The organism is Streptomyces sp. CB00316 (assembly GCF_001905595.1).
GTDB lineage: Bacteria > Actinomycetota > Actinomycetes > Streptomycetales > Streptomycetaceae > Streptomyces.
On record NZ_LIXI01000004.1, the window covers coordinates 392,632 to 419,041 of the forward strand.

The window sequence follows — 26,410 nt, forward strand, 5'->3', positions numbered from 1 at the left end:
CCCCGCAGTCACCGCTCCCTCAGTCACCGCTCCCTCAGTCACCGCCCCCGCCGCATCCGCCCCCGCCGCATCCGCCCCCGCCCCCGCCGTCGCCCCAGCCGCCGCCGCCTCCGCCGGACTCGTTCCGCTTGACGTTGTAGTGGACGGCCGCAGCCGTCCACTCGGCGCGGCGCAGGACCTTCATCGCCGTGCGGCCGGGGCGGCCGTTGCGGGTCAGTTCGCCGGCGAGGCCGATCGCGGAGACCAGGGCGGCCAGGATCCGGTCGCGGTGGTCCGGGTAGCCCGCCGTCTCGGCCAGCGTGAACCGCCTGCGGAGCCCCGGTACGAGGTCCGGCGGGACCGGGAAGTGGCGGTGGTACGGGAACAGGCCGAGGAAGCGGCGGGTCTCCCGGGACAGCAACGAGCGCTCCACCAGGGAGTCCAGGTACTTCTCGTGCACGTGGCGGTCGAAGTCGCCGACCCAGCGCCGGGCGCGCATTCCGGAGCGCCGGCCCTTGGCCTGGGGCAGGGTCCGCAGCAGGTCGGCGAGGAGCGGGTCGGCCGGGTCCAGCGGGTTCACCACCTGGACCCGGCCGTACTCCTCCCGTATCCGCCCCTGGAGCTCCAGCTCCGCGAGGGCGGCGCCGGCCGTCCCGTACGCCAGGAAGGCGGCCTTGCGCAGCGGCTTGCCGCTCCCCGGGTCCAGGGTGAGCAGGATCAGCTCCTCGGGGAGCGTCAGCGCGGGGGCGGGAGCGTTCATGGCGCGGTGACGATCCTGCCGGTCACATCGCCGAGGCCCACGCGGGTGCCGTGCGGGCCGGGGGCCCAGGCGGTCAGCGTGACCGTGTCGCCGTCCTCCAGGAACGTCCTCTTGCCCTCGGGGAGTTCCAGCGCGTCGCGGCCGTTCCAGGTGAGCTCCAGGAGCGAGCCGCGCTGCGTGGTCTCGGGGCCGCTGACCGTGCCGGAGCCGTACAGGTCCCCGGTCCGCAGCGACGCGCCGTTGACCGTCATGTGGGCGAGCTGCTGGGCGGCCGTCCAGTACATCGAGGCGAACGGCGGCTCGGCGACGACCTGGCCGTTGATCTCGACGGTGATCCGGATGTCGAAGCCGCCGTGCTCCTCCTCGTCCGAGTCGTCGAGGTAGGGGAGCAGGGGCACATCCCGGGTCGGCGGGGCGGTGCGGGCCGCGTCCAGGGCCTCCAGCGGGGTGACCCACGCCGATACGGAGGTGGCGAAGGACTTGCCCAGGAACGGGCCCAGCGGCACGTACTCCCAGGCCTGGAGGTCGCGCGCCGACCAGTCGTTGAGCAGCGAGAGCCCGAAGACGTGCTCGCGGAAGTCGGCGAGCGGGACCGGGGTGCCGTGGGCTGAGGGGACGCCGACGACGAAGCCGACCTCGGCCTCGATGTCCAGCTTCACCGAGGGCCCGAAGACGGGCGCCGGGTCGGTGGGGGCCTTGCGCTGGCCGCTGGGGCGCACCACGTCCGTGCCGGAGACCACGACGGTGCCGGAGCGCCCGTGGTAACCGATCGGCAGGTGCTTCCAGTTGGGCGTGAGCGCGTCGCCGTCCGGCCGGAAGATCTTCCCGACGTTGGTGGCGTGGTGCTCGCTGGCGTAGAAGTCGACGTAGTCCGCGACCTCGTACGGCAGGTGCAGGGTCACCGCGTCGACCGGGTGCAGCAGGGGCTCGATGTCCGCGCGGTGCCCCGGGACCGTCAGCCAGGCGGTGAGCGCGCGGCGCACGTCCCGCCAGGCGGTGCGGCCCGCCGCGAGCAGCGGTGTCAGGCTCGGCTGGGCCAGCAGCCCGGCGTAGGGGGAGCCGAGCGCGTGGGCGGCGGCGCCGGCGTCCAGCACGTGGTTGCCGATGCGGACGCCGACCCGGCGGTCCTCGGGGTGGTCGGGGGTGGAGAACACACCGTAGGGGAGGTTGTGCGGGCCGAAGGGGTCGCCCTCGGGCAGGTCGAGCGGGCTGCTCTGCTCGGGCATGTGTTGCTGCCTCGCTTTCCAGGTCGTGTGGAGGACACGTTACGTCGGAGGTCCTACCCCACGGCAGTGCCCCGACTGTCCCCAACTGTGCGTATTGCCTGGAAAGTTCGAAGGGTCCCCCGGAAATCCGGGGGACCCGACAACGAAATGGGCGATCCGCTCAGCCCGCCCTGCGCGGGATGCGCTTCTCCCAGGTGCGGTGGAAGACGACCTCGCCGCCGTCCTTGCAGATCACCTCGTTCGAGGTGATGAAGTCGTGCGCGTCGGCGGCGATCTCGGAGCGTGTCTCGATCTCCACGTCCCAGGACATCTCCGGCCGGTGCAGCCGGATCCGCCAGTCGCTGCGGGTGCGGGCGGAGAGCGGGTCGTCCTGCTGGATCGTGTACGTCTCCAGGGCGTCCTCGGTGAATTCGAGGCCGTCGGGGTAGACCCGCGTGCCGCCGTAGCGCGGGTCGACCTCCAGCCGCCACTCGCCCTTGGCGACATCGCGGACGACGAGCCGTTCGGGGCGGGGTTCTTCGAGGGTGACGGGGAAGACCACGCCGAGCGGTTCGGCCTGTTCCGGTTCTCCGAAGGTGATCGCCGGATCCTCGGTGTGGCGGCGCACCGGCAGTTCGACGAGGCTGCCGTCCGCGTCGAGCGTGAAGCCCGCCGAACCGGCCTGCGGCCAGATCCAGGGCCAGTACGAGGAGGAGACCGCGAGCCGGATGCGGTGGCCGGGCGGGAAGGTGTGGCCGATGCCGTTGAGGTCGAAGACCACGTCCTCGGTCTCGCCCGGCGTCCAGTCGTCGGTGCGGTCGCGGCCGTGCCGGGCGGCGAGGTTGAGGACGCCCCGGGTGACCAGGGTGGAGGAGCCGTCGGGCGCCACGTCGCAGAGGCGCGCGATGGCCTGGCCGCGCGGGACGTCCATCCGGAGGCGGAGCTTGACCCGTGGGCGGCCGAGGATCTCGATCGGCGCCTCTTCGACGGGGAACTCGAACGACACCGACTTCGCGTCCTCGTCGCGCTGGTCCGGCGGCAGGTCGGCGTCGTTCCCGAACGGGAAGAAGCGCCCCGCGTCCAGGCCGGTCTGCTGCGGCGAGGCGACGATCCGCTCGCCGCCCTGGAGCGCGTACGCCACCGGGGAGATGTTCTCCGAAGGCCAGGAGGCGTCCCCGACCCAGCGGCCGGGCAGCGTCTCGTACACCGTGGCGGGCGGGTGCGAGCCGCTGATCCAGGACCGCAGCAGCGGCTCCCGCATCACGCCCGTCTCCTTGTTCTTCAGGTGCTGGTCCCACCAGCGCAGCGTCTCCTGGAGGAAGCCGATCGCGGGCCCCGGCGGCAGCCCCCGGTCCGGGTACTGGTGCGACCACGGGCCGATGATCCCGCGGACCCGCCCCGGATCGAGGTGTTCGACCAGGCGCAGGACGGTGTCGCGGTACGGGTCGTGCCAGCCGCCGACCGCGAGGACGTTCGCCTTGATCGCCCCGTAGTCCTCGCAGACGCTGCCGTGCTTCCAGTAGTCGTCGCGGCTCTGGTGGGCCAGCCAGGTGTGGATGAGGGGTTCGACGGCCTCCAGTCGCTTCAACCACATCTCCTTCCACTCGTCGCCGATCTGCGCAGGGTCCGGCGGGCGGGAGACGAAGGCGAGCATGGTGGCGGCCCAGGCGTGGATGTCGACGGCGAGGACGGAGCCGCCCATGTAGTGGACGTCGTTGTCGTAGCGGTCGTCGGCCGAGCAGACGGTGACGATCGCCTTCAGCGGCTCGGGGGCGAGCGCGGCGATCTGGAGCGAGTTGAAGCCGCCCCAGGAGATGCCGAACATCCCGACCCGGCCCGAGCACCACTCCTGCTGGGCCAGCCAGTGGATGACGGCGACCCCGTCGCTGAGCTCCTGCGCGTCGTACTCGTCGCCCGGCAGCCCCTCGCTGTTGCCGTGGCCCCGGACGTCGACCCGTACGGAGGCGTAGCCGTGGCCCGCGTACCAGGGGTGGCGCTGCCAGTCGCGGGGGGCGGTCCAGTCGCCGAGCCGGTAGGGCAGGTACTCCAGCAGCGCGGGGACCGGTTCGTCGGTCAGGGGCCGCCAGATCCGGGCGTAGAGCCGGGTCCCGCCGGGCAGCGGGATGTACACGTCCTCGCGGGTCGTCTCGTACGGGAACTCGGTCGTGATGTTCATGGGTCACCTCGGTGGGGGGCGGGGTGCTCGGGGGCGTAGGGCTCAGTGGACGGGGTGCATCGTGCGCTTCAGCCAGGGCGCGGCGGCGATCATCGCGACGCCCGCCGCCACGGCGATCGCGCCGTTGACACCGAAGTAGGCGGGGGTGGAGACCTCGCCGTACAACTTCACGACCTGCGCCTGGATGCCGTTGGCGACGGCCAGGGACAGGAACCACAGGGCCATCGTCTGGCTGGCGAACGCCTTCGGGGCGAGCTTGCTGCTGGCGGAGAGGCCGGAGGTCTCCAGCAGGACGTCACCGAGCCCGAGCAGCAGATAGGAGCCGACGATCCACCAGGCGGCCATCCGGTACATGTCGTCGGCGTGCCCGGAGGTGGGCAGGACCATCAGCAGGAACGAAAGCCCGCCGAGGATCACGCCGAAGGCGATCTTGTTGGAGGCGTGCGGCTGGCGGCGTCCCATCCGGACCCAGGTGGCCGCCACGACGGGCGCGAGCGCGACCTCGAAGGCGCCGAGCGCGGAGGCGTACCAGCTGGCCGGGAAGGTGAAGCCGAGGATCTCCGTGCGGGCGTTGGCCGACGCCAGCAGGATCATCGTGGAGTACGCCTGGAAGAGGATGAAGTTGAAGACGACGGACCCCAGGAAGAGCACGACGTACGGCCGCAGCCTGCCGCGTTCTGCGGCGGTGACCCTCGGGCTGCGGAACATCACCGCGAAGTACGTGATCGGGGCGATGACCGAGATCACCGTGAGCACGTCCACGAACCGGTCGATGGTGAGCCGGCCCGCCAGCGCCAGGGCGGTGGCGAGGACGGCGACCACGACGGCGCCGCCGATGATCAGCCGCACCGCGCGGCGCATGGCTGCGGGGGCGAGGGCGAATTCGGCACCCTCCTTGCGTCCGACCAGGTGGCGGCGGCCCGCCACGTACTGGATCAGGCCGAAGGTCATCCCGATGGCGGCGGCCGAGAAGCCCCAGTGCCAGCTCGCGTGGTCGCCGAGCCAGCCGGTGACCAGCGGCCCGGCGAAGGCGCCGATGTTGATGCCCATGTAGTAGAGGGCGAAGCCGGCGTCGCGCCGCTCGTCCTCGGTGCGGTAGAGCTTGCCGACCATCGAGGCCACGTTGGGCTTGAGGAGCCCCGTCCCGGCGCTGATCAGCCCGAGCCCGATCCAGGTCGTCGCGTCGGTGGGCACGGCCATGGCGTAGTGGCCGCAGGCGATGAGGATGCCGCCGTACAGCACGGCCCGGTACGAGCCGAGGATCCGGTCGGCCAGCCAGCCGCCGCCCACGGAGACCAGGTAGACGAGGGTCCCGTACGCGGCGGACACGGAGGCGGCGGTGCCGGGGTCCATGCCCATGCCGCCGTTGGCCACCCTGTCGGCGAAGAACAGCACCAGGATCGCCTGCATGCCGAGGAACGAGAACCGCTCCCAGACCTCCAGGCCGGACAGGGTCATCAGACCCCGGGGCTGGCCGAGGAAGGCGCGGTCGTCCTCGGGCGGAGGCCGGTCCTGCTCGGTGCCGGCAGCGGTGTGGGACAAAGCGGAGACTCCTGAACGTATGAGCTGATCCCGAACATACCGGCGGTAGTGGGAAGCCGCCCACGGTGATCCACAGGAGACCGGATACGCTGAAGTCGATTTGGGATCCAGCGACACATCGACAATGAGTGTGATCGTCAGCAGACAGGAGATGCCCTCGTGACCGTCGTCGGGCCGTTCGGACTGCACGTGCGGGACCAGGCTCTTGAGGCCGACGTCCAGGCTGGCCTGGCCGCTGTCGAAGCGGGGCTGCTCGAAGTCACCAAGAGTGATGTGCCCTTCATCACGGAGGCTGCCCAGCACCTGGTGCGGGCCGGGGGCAAGCGGTTCCGCCCCTTGCTGGTCATGCTCGCGTCACAGTTCGGTGACCCCGACGCGCCGGGTGTCGTCCCCGCGGCCGTCGTCGTCGAGCTGACCCACCTGGCCACGCTGTACCACGACGACGTGATGGACGAGGCCGACGTACGCCGCGGGGTGGAGAGCGCCAACACCCGCTGGGGCAACTCGGTGGCCGTCCTCACCGGCGACTTCCTGTTCGCCCGCGCCTCCCACATCCTGGCCGACCTCGGCCCCGATGCCGTACGCATCCAGGCCGAGGCGTTCGAGCGGCTGGTCACCGGCCAGATCCTGGAGACCGCGGGCCCGCGCGACGGCCGCGACCCGGTCGACCACTACCTGGACGTGCTCAGCGGCAAGACCGGCTCGCTGGTCGCCGTCTCCGGCCGGTTCGGCGCGCTGATGGCCGGGGCCGACGAGCGGACCGTGGACATCCTCACGCAGTACGGGGAGCGGCTCGGCATCGCCTTCCAGCTCGCCGACGACGTCCTCGACATCGCATCGGACACCCACGAGTCCGGCAAGACCCCCGGCACCGATCTGCGCGAGGGCATCCCCACCCTCCCGGTGCTGCGGCTGCGCGCCCAGGCCGCGGAGGACGGCAAGCCCGACGACCTGGAGCTGGTCGAGCTGCTCGACGGAGACCTCGGCGACGACGACACCCTCGCCGAGGCGCTGCGCCGGCTGCGCGCCCACCCGGCGCTGGAGCAGGCCCGCCAGGACACCGTCCGCTACGCCCAGGAGGCGCGCGCCACGCTGGCGCCGCTGCCCGAGGGGTACGCGAAGTCCGCGCTGGAAGAGCTGTGCGACGCCGTGGTGCACCGCGCGGGCTGAGAGGACGCGCGCTGTTTTCCTCAGGTTGACGACGCGTCACCCAGTAGGCCCCCCGAGGCCCTACCCCTACGGGATGGCTGATGTGCCCCGTCCGGTTGTCATACCGGAGCAGTAGTCAGGTTGATCCCCAGGGCTGACGCTTCAGGCCGCCCGATTTGGTCAGATGGATACCAACCACTCCTGACCACATCGGGTGAGAATGGCGGCAGGGAGTGGACGAGCAACCGGACGGAAGCCGCCGACCACGGAGGTAGGGCACACATGGCACCGAACGACAGCGCAGAGACCACCGGCGAGGCCACGGGCACTGTCGTGGGCCGCCGGAAGGCGGCGCGCTACTTCGTCCCCGTCGCGGTCGCGGGGGTGGCGGCCGCGACCATCGGGCTCGTCCCGGCACTCGCGAACTCCGGCGACCCGGACCTGCCGAAGATCAGCGCACAGGAACTCATCGAGAAGATCGCCGCTTCCGACGAGGAGCAGCTCTCCGGCACGTTCAAGATCAGCACGGACCTCGGTCTGCCCCTCGACGGCCTCGCGGGCTCGTTCGTGCCCGGCGCCGGCTCCGACGACGACAAGGGCGCCGCCGCACCGCAGGACAGGCTCATGGAGCTGACGTCCGGCACGCACACGCTGCGGGTGGCCGTCGACGGCCCGGAGAAGCAGCGGCTCTCCATCCTCGGCGACGCCTCCGAGTACAGCGTCGTCCACAACAAGGGCGAGGTCTGGGCGTACGACTCGAAGTCCGACGAGGTCTACCACGCCGAGGCGCCCGCGGGCGCGGGCAGCGCGGAGGAGGCCCCGAAGGCCCCCAAGGGCGTCCCGGCCACCCCGAAGGACTTCGCCGAGCAGGCGCTCGCGGCGGTCGGCGACACCACGTCGGTCACTGTGGACGGCACCGCGCAGGTGGCGGGCCGTGACGCGTACCAGCTGGTGATCAAGCCCAAGCAGTCCGGCTCGACGGTCGGTTCGGTACGGATCGCGGTGGACGCGGAGAACGGCGTACCGCTGAAGTTCACGCTGGCCGCGGCGGCCGGCGGCAAGGCCGTGGTCGACGCCGGCTTCACCAAGGTGGACTTCGCGAAGCCCGCCGCCTCGTCGTTCGACTTCACCCCGCCCAAGGGCGCCAAGGTGACGGAGGCCGACGAGCTGGAGACCGGCAAGGACGAGCACGGCGCGGCACAGAAGGCGCTCCCGGAGCAGCTCTCCGGGCAGATCCCGGGCCTGGAAGGGCTGGGGGGATCCGAGGGCGTCAACGTCATCGGCAAGGGCTGGACGTCGATCGCCGCCATCGAGATCCCTGGCGGCAAGGGCCTGCCCACGGCGGGCTCGGGCGATGTCCCGGCCGAGGCCCAGGGCTTCCTGGACGCGCTCGGGGACAAGGTCACCGGGAAGTTCGGCTCGGGCACGGTCTTCAAGACCCGCCTCGTCAACGCGCTGGTGACGGACGACGGCAAGGTATATGTCGGAGCGGTGACGAAGGACGCGCTGGTACGGGCGGCCGACGGCGCCAAGTAGTCCCTTCGGGCTCACCCGGTCGTCCCGCCCCGTCGCGCACCCGCGCGGCGGGGCGGTCCGGCCCCTGCATGTGCGAGAGGTGCGACCGGCATGACGGACACAGCGGCGGCTGCGGACGCGGCGACAGCCCTGGCGCACAAGGCCCCGGGCCTCGCCGCCCCCGGCATCGGGAACCCCGTCATCGAGACGCGCGGCCTCACCAAGCGCTACCGGGGCGGTCGACCGGCGGTCGACGGCCTCGACCTCATCGTCCCCGGCGGCAGCGTCTTCGGCTTCCTCGGCCCCAACGGCTCCGGCAAGACCACCACCATCCGGATGCTCATGGGCCTCATCGACCCCACCTCCGGCACGGCCAGGGTCCTCGGCCGCGCCATGCCCCGGGCCGCCCGTACGGTCCTCCCGGAGGTCGGCGCGCTGATCGAGGGGCCCGCGCTGTACGGCTATCTGAGCGGCCGCGACAACCTCCTGCGGTACGACAGGGCCGACCCCACCGCCGACCCGCGCACCCGCCGGGCCCGCGTCGGCCACGCCCTGGACCGGGTCGGCCTCGCCGCCGCTTCGGCCAAGAAGGCGAAGACGTACTCCCTCGGCATGAAACAGCGCCTCGGGCTCGCCGCCGCCCTGCTCCGGCCCCGGCGCCTGCTCGTCCTGGACGAGCCGACCAACGGTCTCGACCCGCAGGGCATGCGGGAGATCCGCTCCCTGGTCCGGGAGCTGGCGGCCGAGGGGACCACGGTGTTCCTCTCCTCGCACCTGCTGGACGAGATCGAACAGGTCTGCACGCATGCGGCCGTGATGGCCCGTGGCCGGCTGCTGGTCCAGGGCCCGGTCGCCGAACTAGCCGCGAGCGCCCGCGGTCGGCTCGCCGTCACCACCCCCGACCCCGGGGACGCCGCCCGCATTCTCAAGGAGCACGGCCTCGGAGGGTTGAGCGTGGACGGCGACCGGCTGACCGCCGACGCCCCGCCCGCCGCCCTGGACCTCGCGGACCTCAACGCGGCGCTGGTGGGCGGCGGGGTGCGGGTGCGGTCGTTCGGGATCGAGGGCGGGTCGCTGGAGGACGCGTTCGTGGCACTCACGGGAGAGGGATTCGATGTCGCAGGCTGAGGCCCTCACGGCTCCGGAGAAGACCGGGGCCCGCCCCCGCAACCCGCTGTGGACCCTCGGAATCCTCCGCTCCGAGATCACCACAACCCTCCGCCGCCACCGCACCTACGCGCTCCTCGCGGTGCTCGCCGCCGTCCCCGTACTCATCGGGATCGCGGTCCGCGTCGAGACGGGCGGCGGAGCGGGGTCAGGGGGCGGGCCGGACGGCGGGGGAGGCCCGGCGTTCCTGACGCAGGTCACCAACAACGGCCTCTTCCTGGTCTTCGCCGCCCTCGCGGCCACGCTCCCGGTCTTCCTCCCGATGGCCGTCGGCGTGGTCGCGGGCGACGCGATCGCGGGCGAGGCGAGCGCCGGGACGCTGCGCTATCTGCTGGTCGCCCCGGCGGGCCGGACCCGGCTCCTTCTGGCCAAGTACGCCTCGGTCCTCACCTTCTGCCTGGTCGCGACCTTCGTGGTGGCGGCCTCGGCGCTGGTGGTCGGGGCGCTGCTCTTCCCGGTGGGGGAGGTCACGACGATCTCCGGCACCCGGATCAGCTTCGGCGCGGGCCTGGTGCGGGCCGGGCTGACGGCGGCGGTCGTCGCGGCCTCACTGGTCGGTTTCGCCGCGCTCGGCCTGTTCGTCTCGACGCTGACCGACAGCGGGATCGGGGCGATGGCGGCGACGGTCGGGCTGCTGATCACGGTGCAGATCCTGGACAGCATCCCGCAGCTGAGCGGTATCCATCCCTACCTCTTCCCGCACTACTGGATGTCGTTCGCGGACGTCCTGCGCGAGCCGGTCCACTGGGAGGAGCTCAGCAGGAACTTCCGACTCCAGGGCCTGTACGCGGCGGTGTTCGGTTCGGCGGCCTGGGCCCGCTTCACGGCGAAGGACATCACGGCCTGAGCCAGGCAGGGAGGTCGTCCGGTGGCCGGATCCGAGCGGTGAGCGATCATCCATGCCGTCGGCCGGGCGAGCCGTCCCCCGATCGGCTCGTCGCGGCACGAACGGCACGAACGGTGCGGAGGGTGGGAACGACACGACACGGTACGTTCCGTTTCCGCTTGGGTATTGTTCGGCCTATGACGACGACCTGTCAATAAGGAATGGCTGAAACCCCCCTATGCTCACCGGATGATCACACCGCCCAGTAGCCTGCGCCGCAGCGAGAGATCACGCCGCGCGACGCTGCAGGCCGCACTCGACCTCTGCACGGAGAAGGGGTACGGGCGCGTCACGGTGGAGGCCATCGCGGCCCGCGCCGGTGTCAGCAAGAAGACGATCTACCGCTGGTGGCCGTCAAAAGGGGCGGTCCTGCTGGAGGCCTTCACGGACGCGCTGGTGGACGCCACCCCGTTCGTGGACACCGGTGACATCGGCGCGGACCTGCGCGCCCACCTGGCGGGCGCGGTGAAGCTGCTCACCGTGCCGCCCTTCGGCCCGGCCTACGGGGGCATCCTCTCCGAACTCCACCATGACGACGTCCTCGCCCAGGCGCTGAAGGACCAGCTGGTCGACCCGCGCGTGGAGCAGGCGGTGGCCCGGCTGCGCAGCGCCCAGGACCAGGGCCAGATCCCGTCCGGCGCGAACCTCCCGCTGGCCGTGGAGATGCTGTACGGCCCCCTCTACTACCGCCACCTTCTGCGCAAACCCGTCCACGACGAGGAGACGATCGCCGACCTCGTGGCCCATGTGCTGCGCGCGCTGGGGGCGCCGGGGTACTAGCGTGCGTCGGCCGACCTCGGGCCCGGTCTCCGCGAAGCACTCCAGGATCAGCGGCAGATCCTCCAGCCACCACACCCCCGCCGCCCCCCGGTGGCCGCCCCAGCCGTGCCGGGTGATGCTGGTCCGGCACGTGCCGGTGCTCCGGGGCAGCGGTGTGCCGGAGCCCGAGGGGCAGGTGGAGCCGTGTCGTACGCCGAAACCCCGGCCGGATCCGGAGCCCCTCCGGGCGGCCTGGACGATGCCCTGCTGGAGACCCTCTTCGCCCAGTCCGCCGTAGGCCTCCTCGTGCTCGACCCGCAGCTCAGGCTCGTCCGCGCCAACTCCCTCGTCGAGGGCGTCGGGACCGAGCAGTACATCGGGCTCCGCTTCACCGAGGTCTTCCGGCTCGACGACCCGCAGGGGTCCGAACAGCTCCTCAAACGGGTCCTCGCAGGGGAGGGGCCCGTACGCGAGCATCTCGTACGCGGCCGGCTCCGCCGGATCCCCGGTGACCGGATCTTCCTGGTCTCCGCCTACCGCCTGGAGGGCCCCGGGGGCACCGCCCTCGGACTGCTGAGCGCCGTCGTCGACGTCACCGAGCGGGAGCGGGCCCGGGCCAGGGAGACCGCGCTGGCCGCCGTGCGCGACGCGGTCGGCGGCTCGCTGGACGTGGCCACCACCTGCCGGGCCTTCATCGACGCGCTGGTGCCGGGCTTCGCCGACCTCGCCGTCGTCGAGGTGGTGGACGAGATCCTGCGCGGAGCCGACCCGCCGGTGGGCCCCCTGCCGCCCGACACCCCGCTGCGCTGCGCGGCGGCCGGCCGCGGCGACAGCGTCCGGGGCGACGAGCCGGGCCGGACCCGCCCGGTCGGCGGGACCCGCCGCCTGCCTCCCCGTACGCCGTACGCGCTCACCGTCGCGGACCTGCGGCCCCGGCTCGTCCCGCTCACCGCCGACACCCCGTGGCCGGACCCCGACCCGGAAGGAATCCACGCCCGCGCGGAGACCGGCGCGCACTCGCTCATCGTCGTGCCCCTCACCCTGCGGGGGGCCGTCCTCGGGCTGGTCAGCCTGTACCGCTGCGGGGCCGCCGAACCGTTCGACGAGGAGGACGTCTCCCTGGCCGGTACGGCGGCCACCCGCGCGGCCCTCGCCATCGACAACGCCCGCCGGTTCGAGCGCGAGCACGTCATCGCCTCCACCGTCCAGCGCCGCCTCCTCCCGCAGGCCGAACGCCACCAGGCCGCCGTGGAGACCGCCCATGTGCTGCTGCCCGGCCGGGACAGCGGCTGCTGGTTCGACACGATCGCGCTCTCCGGGGCCCGTACGGCACTCGTCGTCGGCGGGGTCGCGGGGGAGGGGCTCCAGTCGGCGATCGCCATGGGGCAGCTCCGTACCGTCGTCCAGGCACTCGCCGGCCTCGACCTGGAGCCGGAGGAGGTACTGGCCCGCCTGAAGGAGACGGCCGACCGCCTCGCCCACGAACGCGCGGCCCTGCCCCCGAGCGACTCCCTCCACGGCGAAGAGCTGCGGGCGGGATGTGTGTACGGGGTCTACGACCCGTTCACCCTGACCTGCACGGTGGCCCGGGCCGGGTACCCCGCGCCCCTGATCGCCGGCCCGGACGGGGAGGTCGTCCCCCTCGACCTCCCCGAGGGGCCGGGCCTCTTCGCAGCCGACGGCGCCCTCTTCGCGCCCGCCACCGTCACTCTGGAGGAGGGCAGCCTCCTCGCGTTCTGCACGGCCGAACTGCTCGCCGACGAGCACGCCGGGGAACGCATCACGCGGAGCCTGGCCCGCCCCGGCCGCAGCCTGCGGCAACTGGGCGACGACATCGTGTACGCGCTCCCCGACGACACCCGGTCCGCCGGGGCGGCGCTGCTCCTGGCCCGTACCGGGACGGTCTCCGAACACCTGGTCGCCACCTGGGACCTCGCGCAGGAACGCACGACCCCCGCCACCGCGCGCATGCTCGTACGCGACCGGCTCCAGGGCTGGGGGCTCGACGAGGACACCGTCGACTCGACCGAGCTGATCGTCAGCGAACTGGTCACCAACGCGGTCCGCTACGGAACCCCGCCGCTCCGCCTGCGCCTCCTGCTGGACACCAGCCTCACCTGCGAGGTCCACGACGGCTCCACGGCCTCCCCGCACCTGCGCCACGCCCGCACGGTCGACGAGGGCGGCCGCGGCCTGTTCATCGTCTCCCGCCTCGCCGCCCACTGGGGAGCCAGGCACGGCCCGGACGGCAAGGTGCTGTGGACGGAGCAGGACCTCCCGGGGGGCAGCGGCACGCACTGACGGGCTGGAGCTGCGCCGCGCGCCGTCCTTGGTGGCGGCCGCTCAGCCGAACAGGCGCTCCAGCACCTCCGCCACCCCGTCCTCCGCGTTCGTCGAGGTCACCTCGTCCGCCGCCGCCCGCAGCTCCGGATGCGCGTTGCCCATCGCCACCCGGTGGCCGGAACGACGGAACATCGGCAGATCGTTCGGCATGTCCCCGAACGTGACCGTCCCCTCCGCCCCGATCCCCAGCAGTTCGGCCGCCGCCGCGATCCCGGTCCCCTTGTCCACCCCGTACGGAGCCAGCTCGACCGTGCCGGGCCCCGCCATGGTGACGCTCGCCAGATCGCCCACCGCCCCGCGCGCGGCGGCGGCCAGCGCGTCGTCGCCGAGCTCCGGATGGCGGACCAGCACCTTGATGACCGGCCGCTCCCACAGGGCGTCCCGGGAGTCCACGCACAGGGCGGGGAGCGTCGGGTTCGGCATCCGGTAGCCGTCCTCGATCAGGGTGACGCCGTCCACCCCGTCCTGGTCCACGGCCGCGAACACCGCCCCGACCTCCGCCTCTATCTTGCCGAGCGCGGTGTCGGCGGCCTCCCGGTCCAGGGTGACGGAGCGCAGGAGCCGTGCGCTGTCGGCGTCGTACAGCTGCGTGCCCTGGCCGCACACGACGAGCCCGGTGTAGGCGAGATCCGCGAGCAGCGGCCGTACCCCGGGAACCGGTCGCCCGGTGACGATCAGGTGCCGGGCCCCGGCAGAGACGGCGAGGGCGAGTGCGGCGCGGGAGCGGGCGCTGACGGTGTCGTCCGGGCGCAGCAGGGTGCCGTCCAGGTCGGTGGCGACGAGGGCATAGGCGGGTGGCGTGGGCATGGGCCCCAGCCTAGAAGGGCCCGGACGGCCGCTTGCGCGGGAGGGGAGGATCCGGTAAGCGGTACGCGTACGGGGGAGAGCCGCCGGGTCAGCGGCCCGGCTCTCGGCCCGCAGGCGGGCGCGGCCCGGGCCGTCGGGTGCGAGCCGGAAGATCAGCACGTAGGACGTGAACCGATGGAGAAGCCCCACCGCACACCTGCGGTGGGGCTTCGGCCAGGCCGTCGCGCGGCCGGGCGGCTGCTCAGACGGCGCCGAACTCCCCGGCGCGGACGCCCGCGACGAACGTCGTGAACGCGGTGGCGGGGATGGTGAGGACCGGGCCGGCGGTGTCGTGCTTGGAGTCGCGGACGGGGACGATCCCGTGCGGGGCCGCGAGGTTGGTGGCGACCTCGACGCACTGGCCGCCGTTGTTGCTGTACGAGGACGTGAACCAGCGGGGGGTTTCGGTTGTCACGGGGTGCCCTTTCGCAACTGCTGGACGATGTCGACGGAGGCCGCCTGCGAGGGAGCTACCGCTTGCAGCCGATGGTAGTCCGCGAGCAGGGGGAGGACACCGGTGGTTTCCCTTTCGACGTAGCCCTGTTGTGCGGATTCGGCGTACGACATGATCGACCGGTCCACCATGGTCAGGATCGTGACCGGCAGGTCGAACGGGCGGTGCTCTCCCAGGTCGAAGGGGACCACCTGAAGGATGGTGTTGGGCAGTTCGGCGAAGTCGATGAGGTGGTCGAACTGCGCCTTCATGACCTCGGGTCCGCCGACCGGGCGGAGCAGGCAGCTCTCGTCCACCATCGCGAAGACCATCGTCTCCCGGCCCTCGTAGACGGCCGCCTGCCGTTGTGCGGTGACCGCGACCCGCTCCTGGGCCTGTTCGGGGGTGATGGTCCCGCGCCGGACCGCGCTCTCCGCGAGGACCGTCGCGTACTGCGGGGTCTGGAGCAGGCCCGGGACGACACCGACCTCGTACAGCCGGATCTCCGCCGCCCGGCGCTCCAGGCCGAGGAATTCCGGGAAGCCCGCCAGCAGGCTGCCGTGCTTGATCTCCCGCCATTCGCGCTCGAAGGACTCGGGGCTGCCGACCAGGCCGAAGATCTGATCGGCTCTCCGGGAGAAGGGCAGGGTTGCGGATTTACGACCGGTTTCCATCGCCGAGATATGCCTGCCGCTGCACCCGGCCTTGTCGCCCAGCTCGTCCTGGGTCCAGCCCCTGGCGTCCCGTAACTTGCGCAGTCGCGCACCGTACGCCGCCTGAGGGCTGGCCTCAGAATTCAGTTCCTTGCGATACACGAACGTGCCCTCCCGTACGGCCATGTTGAAGACCATTCGACGGTAGGTCACGCTGAGCCTCCCCGGTAGTCATATGGCTACAGAGAGGAGCGATAGGTGTACGGCGAGAACGTATGCCCGAATCACGAGCGGTGCCCGCGCGTCCCTGATCCCGGAACTCTCCTCGTGGATACCAGTCGTGGGGACCGCGTGGGGGAGTTCCGAGGGGTCGCCGGCTTCTACTGGTCGCTGCGGCCGGTGGGCGGCGGCATCGAGTGGGAGGTGGAGCCCCGCTACGTACGCCCCGCGCTCCTCATGGAACAGCTCCGCGCCCGTACCGCTCGCCTCAACGCCCGCAGCCGGGGAGAAGTGCTGTGAACCCTGAGCAGGCGCACACCCGTTGGTACGTCGCCGAGAGCCGCGCGGGCGATGCCGCCCGGTCCGTACGGCTCGGCGGGGTCACCGCTCCGACCCGGCGGCTCGCGCTCCGGTGGCTGCGGCGGCAGGCGCGGCGGCTCGCGGACGCGCTGGACCCCGACCCGTACGCCCCCTGGGTGCCGGCGGGCGCCCTGCACCCGGTCACCCGCGCACCGCGCGACGCGCCGGCCGAACTCCGGGCCTGGGCGGGCAGCTTGCGCGAGCACGACTACGCGCTGCTGCGGCTCGCGGACGGGCTGCCGTACGAGTTCGTCGCCCGCGATGCCCTGGCCTGGTACGGGCTCGTGGTCCGTCCGGTGGGCCGGTAGCCGGAGATCCGTTCCCCCTTCAACCACCAAGGAATCATCGACGTGTTGCAGTGCACCGCCTTCGCGGAAGTCCCCGAGATGGGCGCGCTCGTCGTGCTCACCGCCATGCACGCCGAACCGGGCCCAACCCCGGGCGTACCCGGCGTACCGGAAGTGCCCGAGCTGGACGACATGCTGCTGTGCGAACTGGGCGAGCACGACGAGAAGACCGAGCACGCCGCACAGCTCTGGGCGGGCGAGATGGCCGCAGCGCGGGACCTGTGGATGTTCTGGACCGACAGGGACACCGACACCGGCATGCGCCGCGCGTTCCGCTTCGCCGAACTGCCCCCGTGCCCGGCCGTCATGCGCACCCTGGCCACCGACGAGCGGGAGGTGTGCGTCCTGTTCGACCGGCACGCCGCCGGGCACTCCTGGGACGTGACCGATCCCCTCGCGGACCTCATGGCGGAGCGGGTCAGGGAGGAGGTCCGGCGGGAGCGGGGCGGAGACGGGGCGACAGCGGCGTGAAGCCCGCGGAAGGGGCGGGCGGCCGGCCTTCAGGGAGGCCCGTCACTCCCCTTGCGACTTGATGTGGTCGACCACGTCGTTGAATTCCTTGGTCGGCGAGAAGTCGACGTACTCGCAGTCCTCGAGTGCCACCGGGGCGTGGCCGGGCGGCCAGTAGAAGGCCTCACCCGCTTCGTAGAACTCGTCGCCGTCCGGCGTCTGCATCTTCAGCCGCCCCTTGGTCAGATAGCCCCAGTGCGGGCACGGGCAGAGGTCACCGGCCAGGCCCTTGAGGGCCGGCCTCATGTCGGTGCCCTCGGGGAACCGCACGAAGGCGACCGACATGTCTCCGCCGATGTCCCGAAGGCGCAATTCCACTCCGTCACCCGCGATGGCGACAGGGGTGTCCTTCCGGGTGGTGGCAGTCATAGCTCCTCCTTGCGCACCTTCCGCGGGACGCGAGGGAAGTCCCCTCCCCTTCAGTTTGGCCCCTTGAGCCGTACCCTGCGACAGGGCGCCAGGACCGGCGGGCAAGTAGCCCTTCATGCCTGCGCGGGACCTTTCAGTTCACGCAGAACTCGTTGCCTTCGGGATCCGCGAGGACGAGCCAGCTCCCGCCCGGTTCGTCGACCGCGCGCAGGATGCGCGCGCCCAGCGCCACCAGTCGCTCCGCCTGGGCGTCGCGTTCGCCGGGGGCCGTGTGCACGTCGATGTGCAGGCGGTTCTTGACCGTCTTGGGCTCCGGGACGCGCTGGAACAGCAGCCGCCGCCCCAGTCCCGTACCGCTCGTCCCGTCGTACGGGTCGTCCGGGTGCCGGGCCGCCGCGAGGTCGCGCCAGGCGCGGCGGCCGTGGGCGTGGGTGGTGATGGCCTCGGGGACGGCTCCAGCGGCGAGCAGCTGTTCCACCAGGGCGCTGTTGTCCTCGATCAGATAGCCGAGGGCCTCGGCCCAGAATCCGGCCTGGGCGTGCGGGTCGCCGCTGTCGATGACGAGCTTCCAGGACAGTGTGCGTGTCATGGAAACCGTTTATAGTGGTTACATGAGTGCGAGCGCAATGGACACGCCGGGACGGCCGGAGTCGGCCGGGATGTTGCTGGTGCATCCGGACGGCAGCTCGTTCCGGTTCGACCCGGGCGCCCTGTGTCTGGAGCTCCTGCCGACCGGTGGGCCCGGGCCCCTCGCGTACTTCGAGGTGCTGCACGCCCCCGATGACCTGGTGCGCTGGGCGGGGGAGAGCCGGCTGCCCGGTGGGCTGGACCTTGCCGTGAGCCCGGCCGAGGTGGCGGCCGCGCGGCGTCTGCGCGACGCGCTCTGGCGGCTGGCGGAGGCCCAGGTGGCCGCGCTGCCGCCCGCGCCGGACGACCTCGCCACCGTGAACGACGCGGCGGCGCACTCGCCCCTGACCGCCCGGCTGACTGCCGAGGGGGCGCGGGAGTGGGCGGCGGGCGCGACCGGGACCGCGCTGCTCTCCACCGTCGCGCGGGACGCCGTGGACCTGTTCACGGGGGCGTACGCCCACCGGGTCCGTACGTGCGGCGCCGACGACTGCCGCCTGCTGTTCGTCGACACCTCGCGGCCCGGTAGGCGGCGCTGGTGCTCGATGGAGCGGTGCGGCAACCGCCACAAGGTCCGGGCCCACCGCGCCCGGCTGACCACTGCTGACTGACGGCTATGTGATCTAAGGGGTCTTCGCCATGCCTACCGGACTCACTCAGGACGCGGGCTGGGAGATCGGTGCCTCCCGCACGATCCAGCAACCGCCGCAGGCCGTCTGGGAGTTCATCACCGGACCGGAGGGCGTCGCCCTCTGGCTCGGCGCCGAGGGGCCGCTCCCGACGGAGAAGGGCGCTCCGTACCGTACGGCGGACGGGGTCGAAGGCGAGATTCGCAGCTACCGCCCGGGCGACCGCGTCCGCCTCACCCACGGCACGTCCACGGTCCAGGTCGCCGTGTCGCCCGGCAGCACCGAGGACCGGGCCGTCCTCCGCTTCCACCAGGAGCGGCTGGCGAGCGCGGAGGAGCGGGAGGAGCGGCGTACGTACTGGAAGGGTGTGATGGACCGGGTGGTGGCCGAGCTGAGCTGACCTGGGAGGCTTCGGCCGGGTCACCTGACCTGGTGCACCAACTGCGTGCTCAGTTCGTAGCGTGCGCCCACGATCGCCAGCTTTCCCGCGTTCACCTCGGCGGCGAGATCGGCCTCACGGGACAGGCGTGAACGGACCAGCCGCACCTGCGCGTCGACCGTCGCGTCCACCCGTGCGTCACCGTGGTGCGTGTGGTCGATCGCGGGCTTGATCTGGTCGGCTATGTACTGGATGTGGGCGGGCAGCGACGCCCCCGTCTCCTCCGCCTCCACGGCGGCGGCGACCGCCCCGCACGCCTGGTGGCCGAGGACCACGACCAAGGGGATGCCGAGCTCCAGGACTCCGTAGGCGATGCTCCCGAGGACGGCCTCGTCGAGGACCTCACCGGCGGAGCGCACGGTCATCAGGTCGCCGAGCCCCTGGTCGAAGACCAGCTCCGGCGGTACGCGCGAATCGATGCAGCCGAGGATGAGGGCGAACGGGTGCTGGCCGGAGACCAGCGACTGGCGCAGCGGGCGTGCCTCGTGCGGGTGCCGCTGGTGCAGGGTGCGCCACCGCCGGTTGCCCGCCGAGAGCTCCGCCAGTGCGGCGGCAGGGGTGGCGGGCCTGGGGGAGGGCCGTCCGAGGGCGCCGGCTCCGGCCGGGGAGGCGCCGGTGACGAGACCGGTTCCGGCGGCCACCGCGGCGGTGGCGACGGAGGCGCGGAGCAGGGCGCGGCGGCTGGTGGCCACCTGTGTTTGATCATGTGGGGTCGTCTTCACGCACGGACGGTAACTCCTTGGTTGTTACCGGTCCTTTGTGTCGGTCAAGTCTTGGCGAACTCTTGGACTCCCCTTGGCCCTAGGCGATTTGGGGTCAGCAGCCGGTGATCCTGTGATCGCTCGCCGACTTCAGTCCGTACGCGGGAGGCAGGCCGCGCAGACGTGCCCGTCCGTCGCCGCCAGCAGCCGCGCGGCGGCCTCCCGTACGGCCTGGGTCTGCGCCGACGAGGTGCCCGCGGCCAGCCGGGCCGCCGTCGGGCGGCCCTCCGCCACCGCCTCGTGCGCCGCGCGCGTCCACTCGGGGTGCTGGGCGTGGCCGGCGGCGAGGATCGTGGCGAGCAGGTCCAGCACGCCCGCCCGGTCCTTGACCGTCTCCGTCGCCGCCAGCTCCCACAGGAACGGCACCGCGGCCACCGTCGCGTCGAACACGGCCGGGGCGCCGATCCACTGGTCCAGGTCCCTCAGGGCGTCCTCGGCGGTCGGGCCGTCACCCCAGGCGATCCGCGACAGCATGCCGGGAACCTGGGACGCGGAGCCGTACGCGTGCTGCAGCTCGTGCCACCGCACGTTCCTCATCTCGCCCAGGACAGTCCCCATCCGGGCACTCAATCAGCCTTATCGCACCGCGTCCACCATGCCGGGTGCCCCGTGCGGCCGCCGCAGGTACTCCCCCACGGCACCGGGGTCGTCGGCCGGTGCCGCAGCCCCCACGTGGTGGTCGGGCCGGATGACCACGAGACCGCTTCCACCTGCACCGATGCCGTACGCGGCTGCCGCGTGCCCCTGGTCGTCGACCACCTCGGCGATCCCTTCGGCGATCACCGGGCCGGGCTGTGGCGTGCCGTGGACCTCGTGGGCCGCGTACATCCGGCAGGCGCGGACCCCGGCACCACTGAGCAATAAGAGTAACTAGGTAACCTTTTGTTGAGGCGTAGTGTCCGGGGCCGCGGTGTCCGGGGTCGCCGATGCCGGCGCCGCCGCCGCGGTCGCCAGCAGCTTCGCCGCCAGGACGCGGTTGCGGCGGGCGTTGCGCAGGGCGTCCCAGGTCAGGAGGGAGAGGGCCAGCCAGACCAGGGCGAACCCGGCCCACCGTTCGGGCGGCATCTCCTCGTGGAAGTAGACGATGCCCAGGACGAACTGGAAGACCGGCGCCAGGTACTGGAGCAGCCCCAGCGTCGAGAGCGGCACCCGGATCGCCGCCGCGCCGAAGCAGATCAGCGGGACCGCCGTGACGATGCCCGTCGCGGCGAGCAGTGCGCCGTGGCCCGTACCTCCGGCGGTGAACGTCGACGCGCCGGTGGCCGTCAGCCAGAGCAGGAAGCCGAGCGCGGGCAGGAACAGGACGGCGGTCTCGGCGGCCAGTGACTCCAGGCCGCCCATGTTGACCTTCTTCTTGATCAGGCCGTACGTGGCGAAGGAGAACGCCAGGATCAGCGAGATCCACGGCGGCCGCCCGTACCCGATCGCCAGCACGAGTACGGCGGCCAGGCCGGTGGCGACCGCGATCCACTGGACCGGCCGCAGTCGTTCGCCGAGCAGCAGGACGCCCATGGCGATGGTGACCAACGGGTTGATGAAGTAGCCGAGCGAGGCCTCGACGACCTGGCCGCTGTTCACGGCCCAGATGTAGAGGCCCCAGTTGACGGTGATGGTCGCCGCCGCCACCGATATGAGGCCCAGCTTGCGCGGGTCGCGGGCCAGCTCGCCGATCCAGGCCCAGCGCCGGATCACGAGCAGGGCGACCCCGACGACCGCCAGGGACCAGACCATGCGGTGGGCGAGGATCTCGATCGCCCCGGACGGCTTCAGGAGCGGCCAGAAGAGGGGGACGATGCCCCACATCCCGTACGCGCCGACTCCGTACAGCAGGCCGGCCCGCTGTTCGTTCTTCCCCTTCACGGGCCCCTCCCGGACTGCCTGTGCCGACGCGTCTGCCCGACGGGATGACGGTAACGCCGGAAGGGCCTCGTGTCATAGCCGTTTCAGGTAAACACTCATGACAGGTGCGGGAGGGGTGGTGAGGGTCAGGAGGTCAGGGCGGTGGCGAGAGCCGCGCGTACGGTCGTGGCCAGCGGGGTCGTCGGGCGGCCGATCAGCCGGGCCAGGTCACCGCTCGTCCCCGCCAGCCGCCCGCGCGCGATGGCCTCGTCCACGTCGGTGAGGATCGCGGCGAACCCCTCGGGCAGGCCCGCGCCGACCAGGATCTCCTGGTGCACGGCGGCCGGGACCTCCTTGTACGCGATCTCCTTGCCGGTCACCTCGGACAGCAGGCCCGCGTACTCGGCCAACGACCAGGCCGTGTCGCCGCTCAGCTCGTAGGCCTTGCGGAGGTGGCCCTCGCCGGTCACCACGGCCGCCGCCGCAGCGGCGTAGTCGGCCCGGGAGGCAGAGGCGATCCTGCCCCCGCCCGCGTTGGCGACGACCGCGCCGTGCTCCAGGACGGGGGCGAGGTTGGCGGTGTAGTTCTCCGTGTACCAGCCGTTGCGGAGGAACGTGTACGGCAGTCCGGAGTCCAGGATCAGCTGCTCGGTCGCCTTGTGCTCGTCGGCCAGGAGGAAGTCCGCGTCGGGTCCGCCCAGGACGCCGGTGTACGCGAGCTGCGCCACGCCCGCCGTCTTGGCCGCGTCGATGAGCGCGGAGTGCTGCGCGACCCGCTTGCCCACCTCGCTGCCGGAGATCAGCAGCACGCGGTCGCCGGCCCGGAAGGCCTCGGTGAGGGTCTCGGGATGGTCGTAGTCGGCGATACGGAGCTCGACGCCCCGGGCCGCGAGCGCGGCGGCCTTCTCCTTGTTGCGGACGACCGCGACGATCTCGCCGGCCGGGACCGTGGCCAGCAGTTCGTCGATGACGAGGCGGCCGAGTTCTCCGGTGGCTCCGGTGACGACGATGCTCATGGGGGGCTCCTGCTGTCGGTGGTTGCTTTCCCGACCGAGCGTAAGTCGAGCACTAACTATAGGAAAGTACCCACTTTGAAGTAAGGTACTGGCATGGGAGTTAGTGAACGCGGTTCGGGAGCGGGTGCGGTCGGCCTGGCTGCCGGTGCGGCCGATGGTGTGGCCGGGGGCCCGGCTGGTCTGCCGAGGCCCGTTCAGGACGTCAACCAGCCGATGTGCCCGTCACGAGGGGTGCTGGAGCATGTGACGAGCCGCTGGGGCGTCCTCGTCCTGGCGGCCCTGCTGGAGCGCTCGTACCGCTTCAGCGAGCTGCGCCGCACGATCGGCGGGGTCAGCGAGAAGATGTTGGCCCAGACCCTCCAGACACTGGAGCGCGATGGCTTCGTCCACCGGGACGCGAAGCCGGTGATCCCGCCCCGCGTCGATTACTCGCTCACCCCACTCGGAACCGAGGCCGCCGAACAGGTGTGGGCGCTCGCCCGCTGGACCGAACGCCAGGTGGGCACGGTGCGGGCGGCGCGCGAGGCGTACGACGAGGCCCGGGCCTGATCCTCCTGGTCGTCCTGGTCGGGGGATCGGGTCCGGGCCTTGGCCATGACTTCGCGGTGTGTCAGCCGATGACGGTCCAGGTGTCGGCTCCGGCGAGGAGTGCGCCGAGGTCGCCCTTGCCGTCGCGCTCCATGGCGGCGTCCACCTGGTCGGACATCAGGGTGTCGTAGACGGGCCGCTGGACGCTGCGCAGCACCCCGATGGGGGTGTGGTGCAGGGTGTCCGCGTCGGCGAGGCGGGACAGCGCGAACGCCGTGGTGGGGGAGTCGGCGTGGGCGTCGTGGACGAGGACCTGGGAACGGTTCTCGTCGGTGACGGCGACGACCTCCAGGTCACCGGTGGCATGGTTGCGGACCACGCCCTTGGTGCCCTCGGCACCGAAGAGGATCGGCTGCCCGTGTTCGAGGCGGATGACGGCCTCGGCGGCCTGCTCCTTGTCCTTGAGGACCTCGAAGGCGCCGTCGTTGAAGATGTTGCAGTTCTGGTAGATCTCCACCAGCGCTGCGCCCGAGTGCTCGGCGGCCGCGCGCAGCACGCTGGTGAGGTGCTTGCGGTCGGAGTCGACCGTGCGCGCCACGAACGTGGCCTCCGCGCCGATGGCGAGGGATACCGGGTTGAAGGGCGCGTCGAGCGAGCCCATCGGCGTCGACTTGGTGATCTTGCCGACCTCGGAGGTGGGGCTGTACTGGCCCTTGGTCAGCCCGTAGATCCGGTTGTTGAAGAGCAGGATCTTGAGGTTGACGTTGCGGCGCAGGGCGTGGATGAGGTGGTTGCCGCCGATGGAGAGCGCGTCGCCGTCACCGGTGACCACCCAGACCGACAGGTCGCGGCGGGAGGTGGCGAGCCCGGTGGCGATGGAGGGGGCGCGGCCGTGGATGGAGTGCATCCCGTAGGTGTTCATGTAGTACGGGAAGCGGGAGGAGCAGCCGATGCCGGAGACGAAGGTGATGTTCTCCTTGGCCAGCCCCAGCTCCGGCATGAAGCCCTGGACCGCGGCGAGGACGGCGTAGTCACCGCAGCCCGGGCACCAGCGCACCTCCTGGTCGGACTTGAAGTCCTTCATGGACTGTTTCGCCTCGGCCTTGGGCACCAGCTGCAGCAGCTCGTTGTGGAGCAGTTCCCGGGTGTCAGGCATCGATGGCCTCCTTGAGAGCTGTGGCGAGCTGCTCGGCCTTGAAGGGCATTCCGTTGACCTGGTTGTAGCTGTGGGCGTCGACCAGATACTTCGCCCGCAGCAGCATCGCGAGCTGGCCCAGGTTCATCTCCGGGACGACGACCTTGTCGTAACTCTTCAGCACCTCGCCGAGGTTTCCCGGGAAGGGGTTGAGATGTCTGAGGTGGGCCTGGGCGATGGGCTGCCCGGCGGCGCGGAGCCGGCGCACGGCGGCGGTGATCGGCCCGTACGTCGAACCCCAGCCGAGCACCAGTGTGCGGGCTCCGGCGGGGTCGTCGACGACGAGGTCCGGGACCTCGATGTTGTCGACCTTCGCCTGGCGGGTGCGGACCATCAGGTCGTGGTTGGCGGGGTCGTAGGAGATGTTGCCGGTGCCGTCCTGCTTCTCGATCCCGCCGATGCGGTGTTCGAGGCCGGGCGTGCCGGGGATGGCCCAGGGGCGGGCCAGGGTCCGCGGGTCGCGCTTGTAGGGCCAGAAGACCTCGGTGCCGTCGGCCAGGGTGTGGTTCGGGCCGGTGGCGAAGGGGGTGGTGAGGTCGGGCAGGCTGCTCGTCTCCGGGATGCGCCACGGCTCGGAGCCGTTGGCCAGGTAGCCGTCGGAGAGCAGGAAGACCGGGGTGCGGTACGTGAGGGCGATGCGGGCCGCGTCGATCGCGGCGTCGAAGCAGTCGGCCGGGGTCTGCGGGGCCACGATCGGCACCGGGGCCTCGCCGTTCCTGCCGTACATCGCCTGGAGGAGGTCGGCCTGCTCGGTCTTGGTCGGCAGCCCGGTGGAGGGCCCGCCTCGCTGGATGTCGATGATCAGCAGCGGCAGCTCCAGGGAGACCGCGAGCCCGATCGTCTCCGACTTCAGGGCCACGCCCGGCCCCGAGGTCGTGGTCACCCCCAGCGCCCCGCCGAACGCGGCACCCAGCGCCGCACCGATCCCGGCGATCTCGTCCTCGGCCTGGAAGGTGCGCACGCCGAAGTTCTTGTGGCGGGACAGCTCGTGCAGGATGTCCGAGGCCGGGGTGATCGGGTACGAGCCCAGGTAGAGCGGCAGGTCCGCCAGCTGCCCGGCGGCGATCAGGCCGTAGGAGAGGGCGAGGTTCCCCGAGATGTTGCGGTAGGTGCCGGTGGGGAAGGCCTGGGAGGCCGGGGCGACCTCGTAGCTGACGGCGAAGTCCTCGGTCGTCTCGCCGAAATTCCACCCGGCCCGGAAGGCGGCCACGTTCGCCTCGGCGATCTGCGGCTTCTTCGCGAACTTCTGCCGCAGGAACGTCTCCGTCCCCTCGGTCGGCCGGTGGTACATCCACGACAGCAGCCCGAGCGCGAACATGTTCTTGGACCGCTCGGCTTCCTTGCGGGAGAGCCCGAACTCCTTCAGCGCCTCGATCGTCAGCGTCGTCAGCGGCACCGGGTGGACGTTGTACGCCTCCAGCGACCCGTCCTCCAGCGGACTGGTCTCATACCCCACCTTCGCCATCGGGCGCTTGGTGAACTCGTCGGTGTTGACAATGATCTCGGCGCCCCGCGGCACGTCGTCGATGTTCGCCTTCAGAGCGGCGGGATTCATCGCGACCAGCACGTTGGGTGCGTCGCCGGGGGTGAGGATGTCATGATCGGCAAAGTGGAGCTGAAAGGAAGAAACCCCTGGCAGAGTGCCTGCGGGGGCCCGGATCTCGGCGGGGAAGTTCGGCAGGGTGGAGAGATCGTTCCCGAACGATGCCGTCTCCGAGGTGAACCGGTCACCCGTGAGCTGCATCCCGTCACCCGAGTCACCCGCGAAACGGATGATCACCCGGTCCAGGCGACGGACCTCTTTCCCGTCGCCTTCGGTGGTTCCCGTCGTTCCTGACAGGGGGGCGCGCTGACCCCCGAGGACGGCGTCGTTGGCCTCATCGGCCATCTCTGCCGCGCTACTGACCTGGCTCGTCACTGAACTGGACCTCCCTTGGGGCGGCGGTTCGGAACCGTCCGGCCAGCCGGCGGCTCCAGAGGCAACCCTACGTCCGTGCGGTTCGCCCTCCAGGGGCCGATCATATGGTGGACACTATTTTGAGACGCCTTTTTAGCCCGTTCTGTCATCTTTCTCAAGCCTCCCGATCGCTGGATGGAAGTGCTCTGCTCGTAGGTCTTTGGTGCTAGGTCCTCCCGCCCGGGACTGCCCGGCGGAGGC

28 protein-coding genes are annotated in these 26,410 nt (G+C 71.6%); 12 read left to right on the forward strand and 16 right to left on the reverse strand.

Annotation, left to right across the window (positions count from 1 at the left end):
* Positions 1-34 precede the first annotated feature (34 nt).
* From AMK21_RS13265 to AMK21_RS13280, 4 genes are all read right to left on the reverse strand, one after another.
* The gene (locus AMK21_RS13265; protein ID WP_073877443.1) at positions 35-739 is read right to left on the reverse strand and encodes a GOLPH3/VPS74 family protein; all 705 of its coding nucleotides are present in this window, start codon (positions 737-739) and stop codon (positions 35-37) included.
* Positions 736-1,965, reverse strand: coding sequence for a fumarylacetoacetase (gene fahA / locus AMK21_RS13270; protein ID WP_073877445.1), 1,230 nt, complete (start codon positions 1,963-1,965; stop codon positions 736-738). The genes AMK21_RS13265 and fahA overlap by 4 nt, the downstream gene beginning before the upstream one ends.
* Before the next feature lie 160 nt (positions 1,966-2,125).
* Positions 2,126-4,120, reverse strand: coding sequence for a CocE/NonD family hydrolase (locus AMK21_RS13275; protein WP_073877447.1), 1,995 nt, complete (start codon positions 4,118-4,120; stop codon positions 2,126-2,128).
* A gap of 42 nt (positions 4,121-4,162) precedes the next feature.
* Positions 4,163-5,662 (reverse strand): peptide MFS transporter, encoded by a 1,500-nt coding sequence (locus tag AMK21_RS13280; RefSeq protein ID WP_073877449.1) that lies wholly within the window; start codon positions 5,660-5,662, stop codon positions 4,163-4,165.
* 159 nt (positions 5,663-5,821) lie between these two features.
* Here AMK21_RS13280 and AMK21_RS13285 point away from each other — a divergent pair, with 159 nt between their 5' ends.
* From AMK21_RS13285 to AMK21_RS13310, 6 genes are all read left to right on the forward strand, one after another.
* A complete protein-coding gene (locus AMK21_RS13285) occupies positions 5,822-6,832 on the forward strand; it encodes a polyprenyl synthetase family protein (RefSeq protein ID WP_073877451.1) in 1,011 nt (336 codons plus the stop codon).
* Positions 6,833-7,093: 261 nt separating this feature from the next.
* Positions 7,094-8,347, forward strand: coding sequence for a LolA family protein (locus AMK21_RS13290; RefSeq protein ID WP_073877453.1), 1,254 nt, complete (start codon positions 7,094-7,096; stop codon positions 8,345-8,347).
* 90 nt (positions 8,348-8,437) lie between these two features.
* Positions 8,438-9,454 carry an ABC transporter ATP-binding protein gene (locus AMK21_RS13295; RefSeq protein WP_073877455.1) on the forward strand — a complete coding sequence of 339 codons (1,017 nt, stop codon included), beginning with the start codon at positions 8,438-8,440 and terminating at the stop codon, positions 9,452-9,454.
* Entirely contained in the window at positions 9,441-10,340 is a 900-nt protein-coding gene (locus tag AMK21_RS13300) for an ABC transporter permease (protein WP_073877457.1), read from the forward strand. The genes AMK21_RS13295 and AMK21_RS13300 overlap by 14 nt, the downstream gene beginning before the upstream one ends.
* 228 nt (positions 10,341-10,568) lie before the next feature.
* Positions 10,569-11,159, forward strand: a complete 591-nt coding sequence (locus tag AMK21_RS13305) for a TetR/AcrR family transcriptional regulator (protein ID WP_073877459.1) — start codon at positions 10,569-10,571, stop codon at positions 11,157-11,159.
* Positions 11,160-11,342: 183 nt separating this feature from the next.
* Positions 11,343-13,439 carry a SpoIIE family protein phosphatase gene (locus AMK21_RS13310; RefSeq protein ID WP_073877461.1) on the forward strand — a complete coding sequence of 699 codons (2,097 nt, stop codon included), beginning with the start codon at positions 11,343-11,345 and terminating at the stop codon, positions 13,437-13,439.
* A 42-nt stretch (positions 13,440-13,481) separates the two neighbouring features.
* Here the strand turns inward: AMK21_RS13310 and AMK21_RS13315 are convergent, their stop codons facing one another.
* From AMK21_RS13315 to AMK21_RS13325, 3 genes are all read right to left on the reverse strand, one after another.
* A complete protein-coding gene (locus AMK21_RS13315; protein ID WP_073877463.1) occupies positions 13,482-14,288 on the reverse strand; it encodes an HAD family hydrolase in 807 nt (268 codons plus the stop codon).
* A 241-nt stretch (positions 14,289-14,529) separates the two neighbouring features.
* Positions 14,530-14,742 (reverse strand): DUF397 domain-containing protein, encoded by a 213-nt coding sequence (locus tag AMK21_RS13320; RefSeq protein ID WP_073877465.1) that lies wholly within the window; start codon positions 14,740-14,742, stop codon positions 14,530-14,532.
* Entirely contained in the window at positions 14,739-15,599 is an 861-nt protein-coding gene (locus AMK21_RS13325; RefSeq protein WP_073877936.1) for a helix-turn-helix domain-containing protein, read from the reverse strand. The genes AMK21_RS13320 and AMK21_RS13325 overlap by 4 nt, the downstream gene beginning before the upstream one ends.
* Before the next feature lie 72 nt (positions 15,600-15,671).
* Here AMK21_RS13325 and AMK21_RS13330 point away from each other — a divergent pair, with 72 nt between their 5' ends.
* Genes AMK21_RS13330 through AMK21_RS13340 form a run of 3 tightly spaced genes read left to right on the forward strand, consistent with a single transcriptional unit; the run spans position 15,672 to position 16,810 of the window.
* On the forward strand, positions 15,672-15,932 hold the full coding sequence (locus AMK21_RS13330) for a hypothetical protein (RefSeq protein ID WP_015610646.1): 261 nt from the start codon (positions 15,672-15,674) through the stop codon (positions 15,930-15,932).
* The gene (locus tag AMK21_RS13335) at positions 15,929-16,300 is read left to right on the forward strand and encodes a hypothetical protein (RefSeq protein ID WP_073877467.1); all 372 of its coding nucleotides are present in this window, start codon (positions 15,929-15,931) and stop codon (positions 16,298-16,300) included. The genes AMK21_RS13330 and AMK21_RS13335 overlap by 4 nt, the downstream gene beginning before the upstream one ends.
* 42 nt (positions 16,301-16,342) lie before the next feature.
* A complete protein-coding gene (locus AMK21_RS13340; RefSeq protein ID WP_073877469.1) occupies positions 16,343-16,810 on the forward strand; it encodes a hypothetical protein in 468 nt (155 codons plus the stop codon).
* Between the two features lie 42 nt (positions 16,811-16,852).
* Here AMK21_RS13340 and AMK21_RS13345 read toward each other — a convergent pair whose 3' ends face one another.
* Both AMK21_RS13345 and AMK21_RS13350 read right to left on the reverse strand, forming a co-directional pair.
* A complete protein-coding gene (locus tag AMK21_RS13345; protein WP_073877471.1) occupies positions 16,853-17,218 on the reverse strand; it encodes a hypothetical protein in 366 nt (121 codons plus the stop codon).
* A 133-nt stretch (positions 17,219-17,351) separates the two neighbouring features.
* A complete protein-coding gene (locus tag AMK21_RS13350; protein ID WP_073877473.1) occupies positions 17,352-17,807 on the reverse strand; it encodes a VOC family protein in 456 nt (151 codons plus the stop codon).
* A 22-nt stretch (positions 17,808-17,829) separates the two neighbouring features.
* Here AMK21_RS13350 and AMK21_RS13355 point away from each other — a divergent pair, with 22 nt between their 5' ends.
* Both AMK21_RS13355 and AMK21_RS13360 read left to right on the forward strand, forming a co-directional pair.
* The gene (locus AMK21_RS13355) at positions 17,830-18,456 is read left to right on the forward strand and encodes a CGNR zinc finger domain-containing protein (protein ID WP_199863186.1); all 627 of its coding nucleotides are present in this window, start codon (positions 17,830-17,832) and stop codon (positions 18,454-18,456) included.
* A 28-nt stretch (positions 18,457-18,484) separates the two neighbouring features.
* Positions 18,485-18,874, forward strand: a complete 390-nt coding sequence (locus AMK21_RS13360) for an SRPBCC family protein (RefSeq protein WP_073877475.1) — start codon at positions 18,485-18,487, stop codon at positions 18,872-18,874.
* A gap of 20 nt (positions 18,875-18,894) precedes the next feature.
* Here AMK21_RS13360 and AMK21_RS13365 read toward each other — a convergent pair whose 3' ends face one another.
* The 5 genes from AMK21_RS13365 to AMK21_RS13385 all read right to left on the reverse strand — a co-directional run bounded on the left by AMK21_RS13365 (position 18,895) and on the right by AMK21_RS13385 (position 22,529).
* Positions 18,895-19,605 carry a carbonic anhydrase gene (locus tag AMK21_RS13365; protein WP_234421923.1) on the reverse strand — a complete coding sequence of 237 codons (711 nt, stop codon included), beginning with the start codon at positions 19,603-19,605 and terminating at the stop codon, positions 18,895-18,897.
* A gap of 159 nt (positions 19,606-19,764) precedes the next feature.
* A complete protein-coding gene (locus AMK21_RS13370) occupies positions 19,765-20,232 on the reverse strand; it encodes a hypothetical protein (RefSeq protein ID WP_073877479.1) in 468 nt (155 codons plus the stop codon).
* An 18-nt stretch (positions 20,233-20,250) separates the two neighbouring features.
* A complete protein-coding gene (locus AMK21_RS13375) occupies positions 20,251-20,535 on the reverse strand; it encodes a hypothetical protein (RefSeq protein ID WP_324613892.1) in 285 nt (94 codons plus the stop codon).
* A gap of 9 nt (positions 20,536-20,544) precedes the next feature.
* A complete protein-coding gene (gene rarD, locus AMK21_RS13380; protein ID WP_073877481.1) occupies positions 20,545-21,534 on the reverse strand; it encodes an EamA family transporter RarD in 990 nt (329 codons plus the stop codon).
* 125 nt (positions 21,535-21,659) lie between these two features.
* Positions 21,660-22,529, reverse strand: a complete 870-nt coding sequence (locus tag AMK21_RS13385) for an SDR family oxidoreductase (protein WP_073877483.1) — start codon at positions 22,527-22,529, stop codon at positions 21,660-21,662.
* A gap of 213 nt (positions 22,530-22,742) precedes the next feature.
* On the opposite strand from AMK21_RS13385, the gene AMK21_RS13390 reads away from it, so the two are divergent.
* Positions 22,743-23,078, forward strand: coding sequence for a winged helix-turn-helix transcriptional regulator (locus AMK21_RS13390; protein ID WP_214965083.1), 336 nt, complete (start codon positions 22,743-22,745; stop codon positions 23,076-23,078).
* Positions 23,079-23,139: 61 nt separating this feature from the next.
* On the opposite strand, the gene AMK21_RS13395 is transcribed toward AMK21_RS13390, so the two are convergent.
* Both AMK21_RS13395 and AMK21_RS13400 read right to left on the reverse strand, forming a co-directional pair.
* Entirely contained in the window at positions 23,140-24,213 is a 1,074-nt protein-coding gene (locus tag AMK21_RS13395) for a 2-oxoacid:ferredoxin oxidoreductase subunit beta (RefSeq protein WP_073877485.1), read from the reverse strand.
* Positions 24,206-26,170, reverse strand: a complete 1,965-nt coding sequence (locus AMK21_RS13400; protein WP_073877487.1) for a 2-oxoacid:acceptor oxidoreductase subunit alpha — start codon at positions 26,168-26,170, stop codon at positions 24,206-24,208. Before AMK21_RS13400 ends, AMK21_RS13395 begins: the two co-directional genes overlap by 8 nt.
* Between the last annotated feature and the right edge of the window lie 240 nt (positions 26,171-26,410).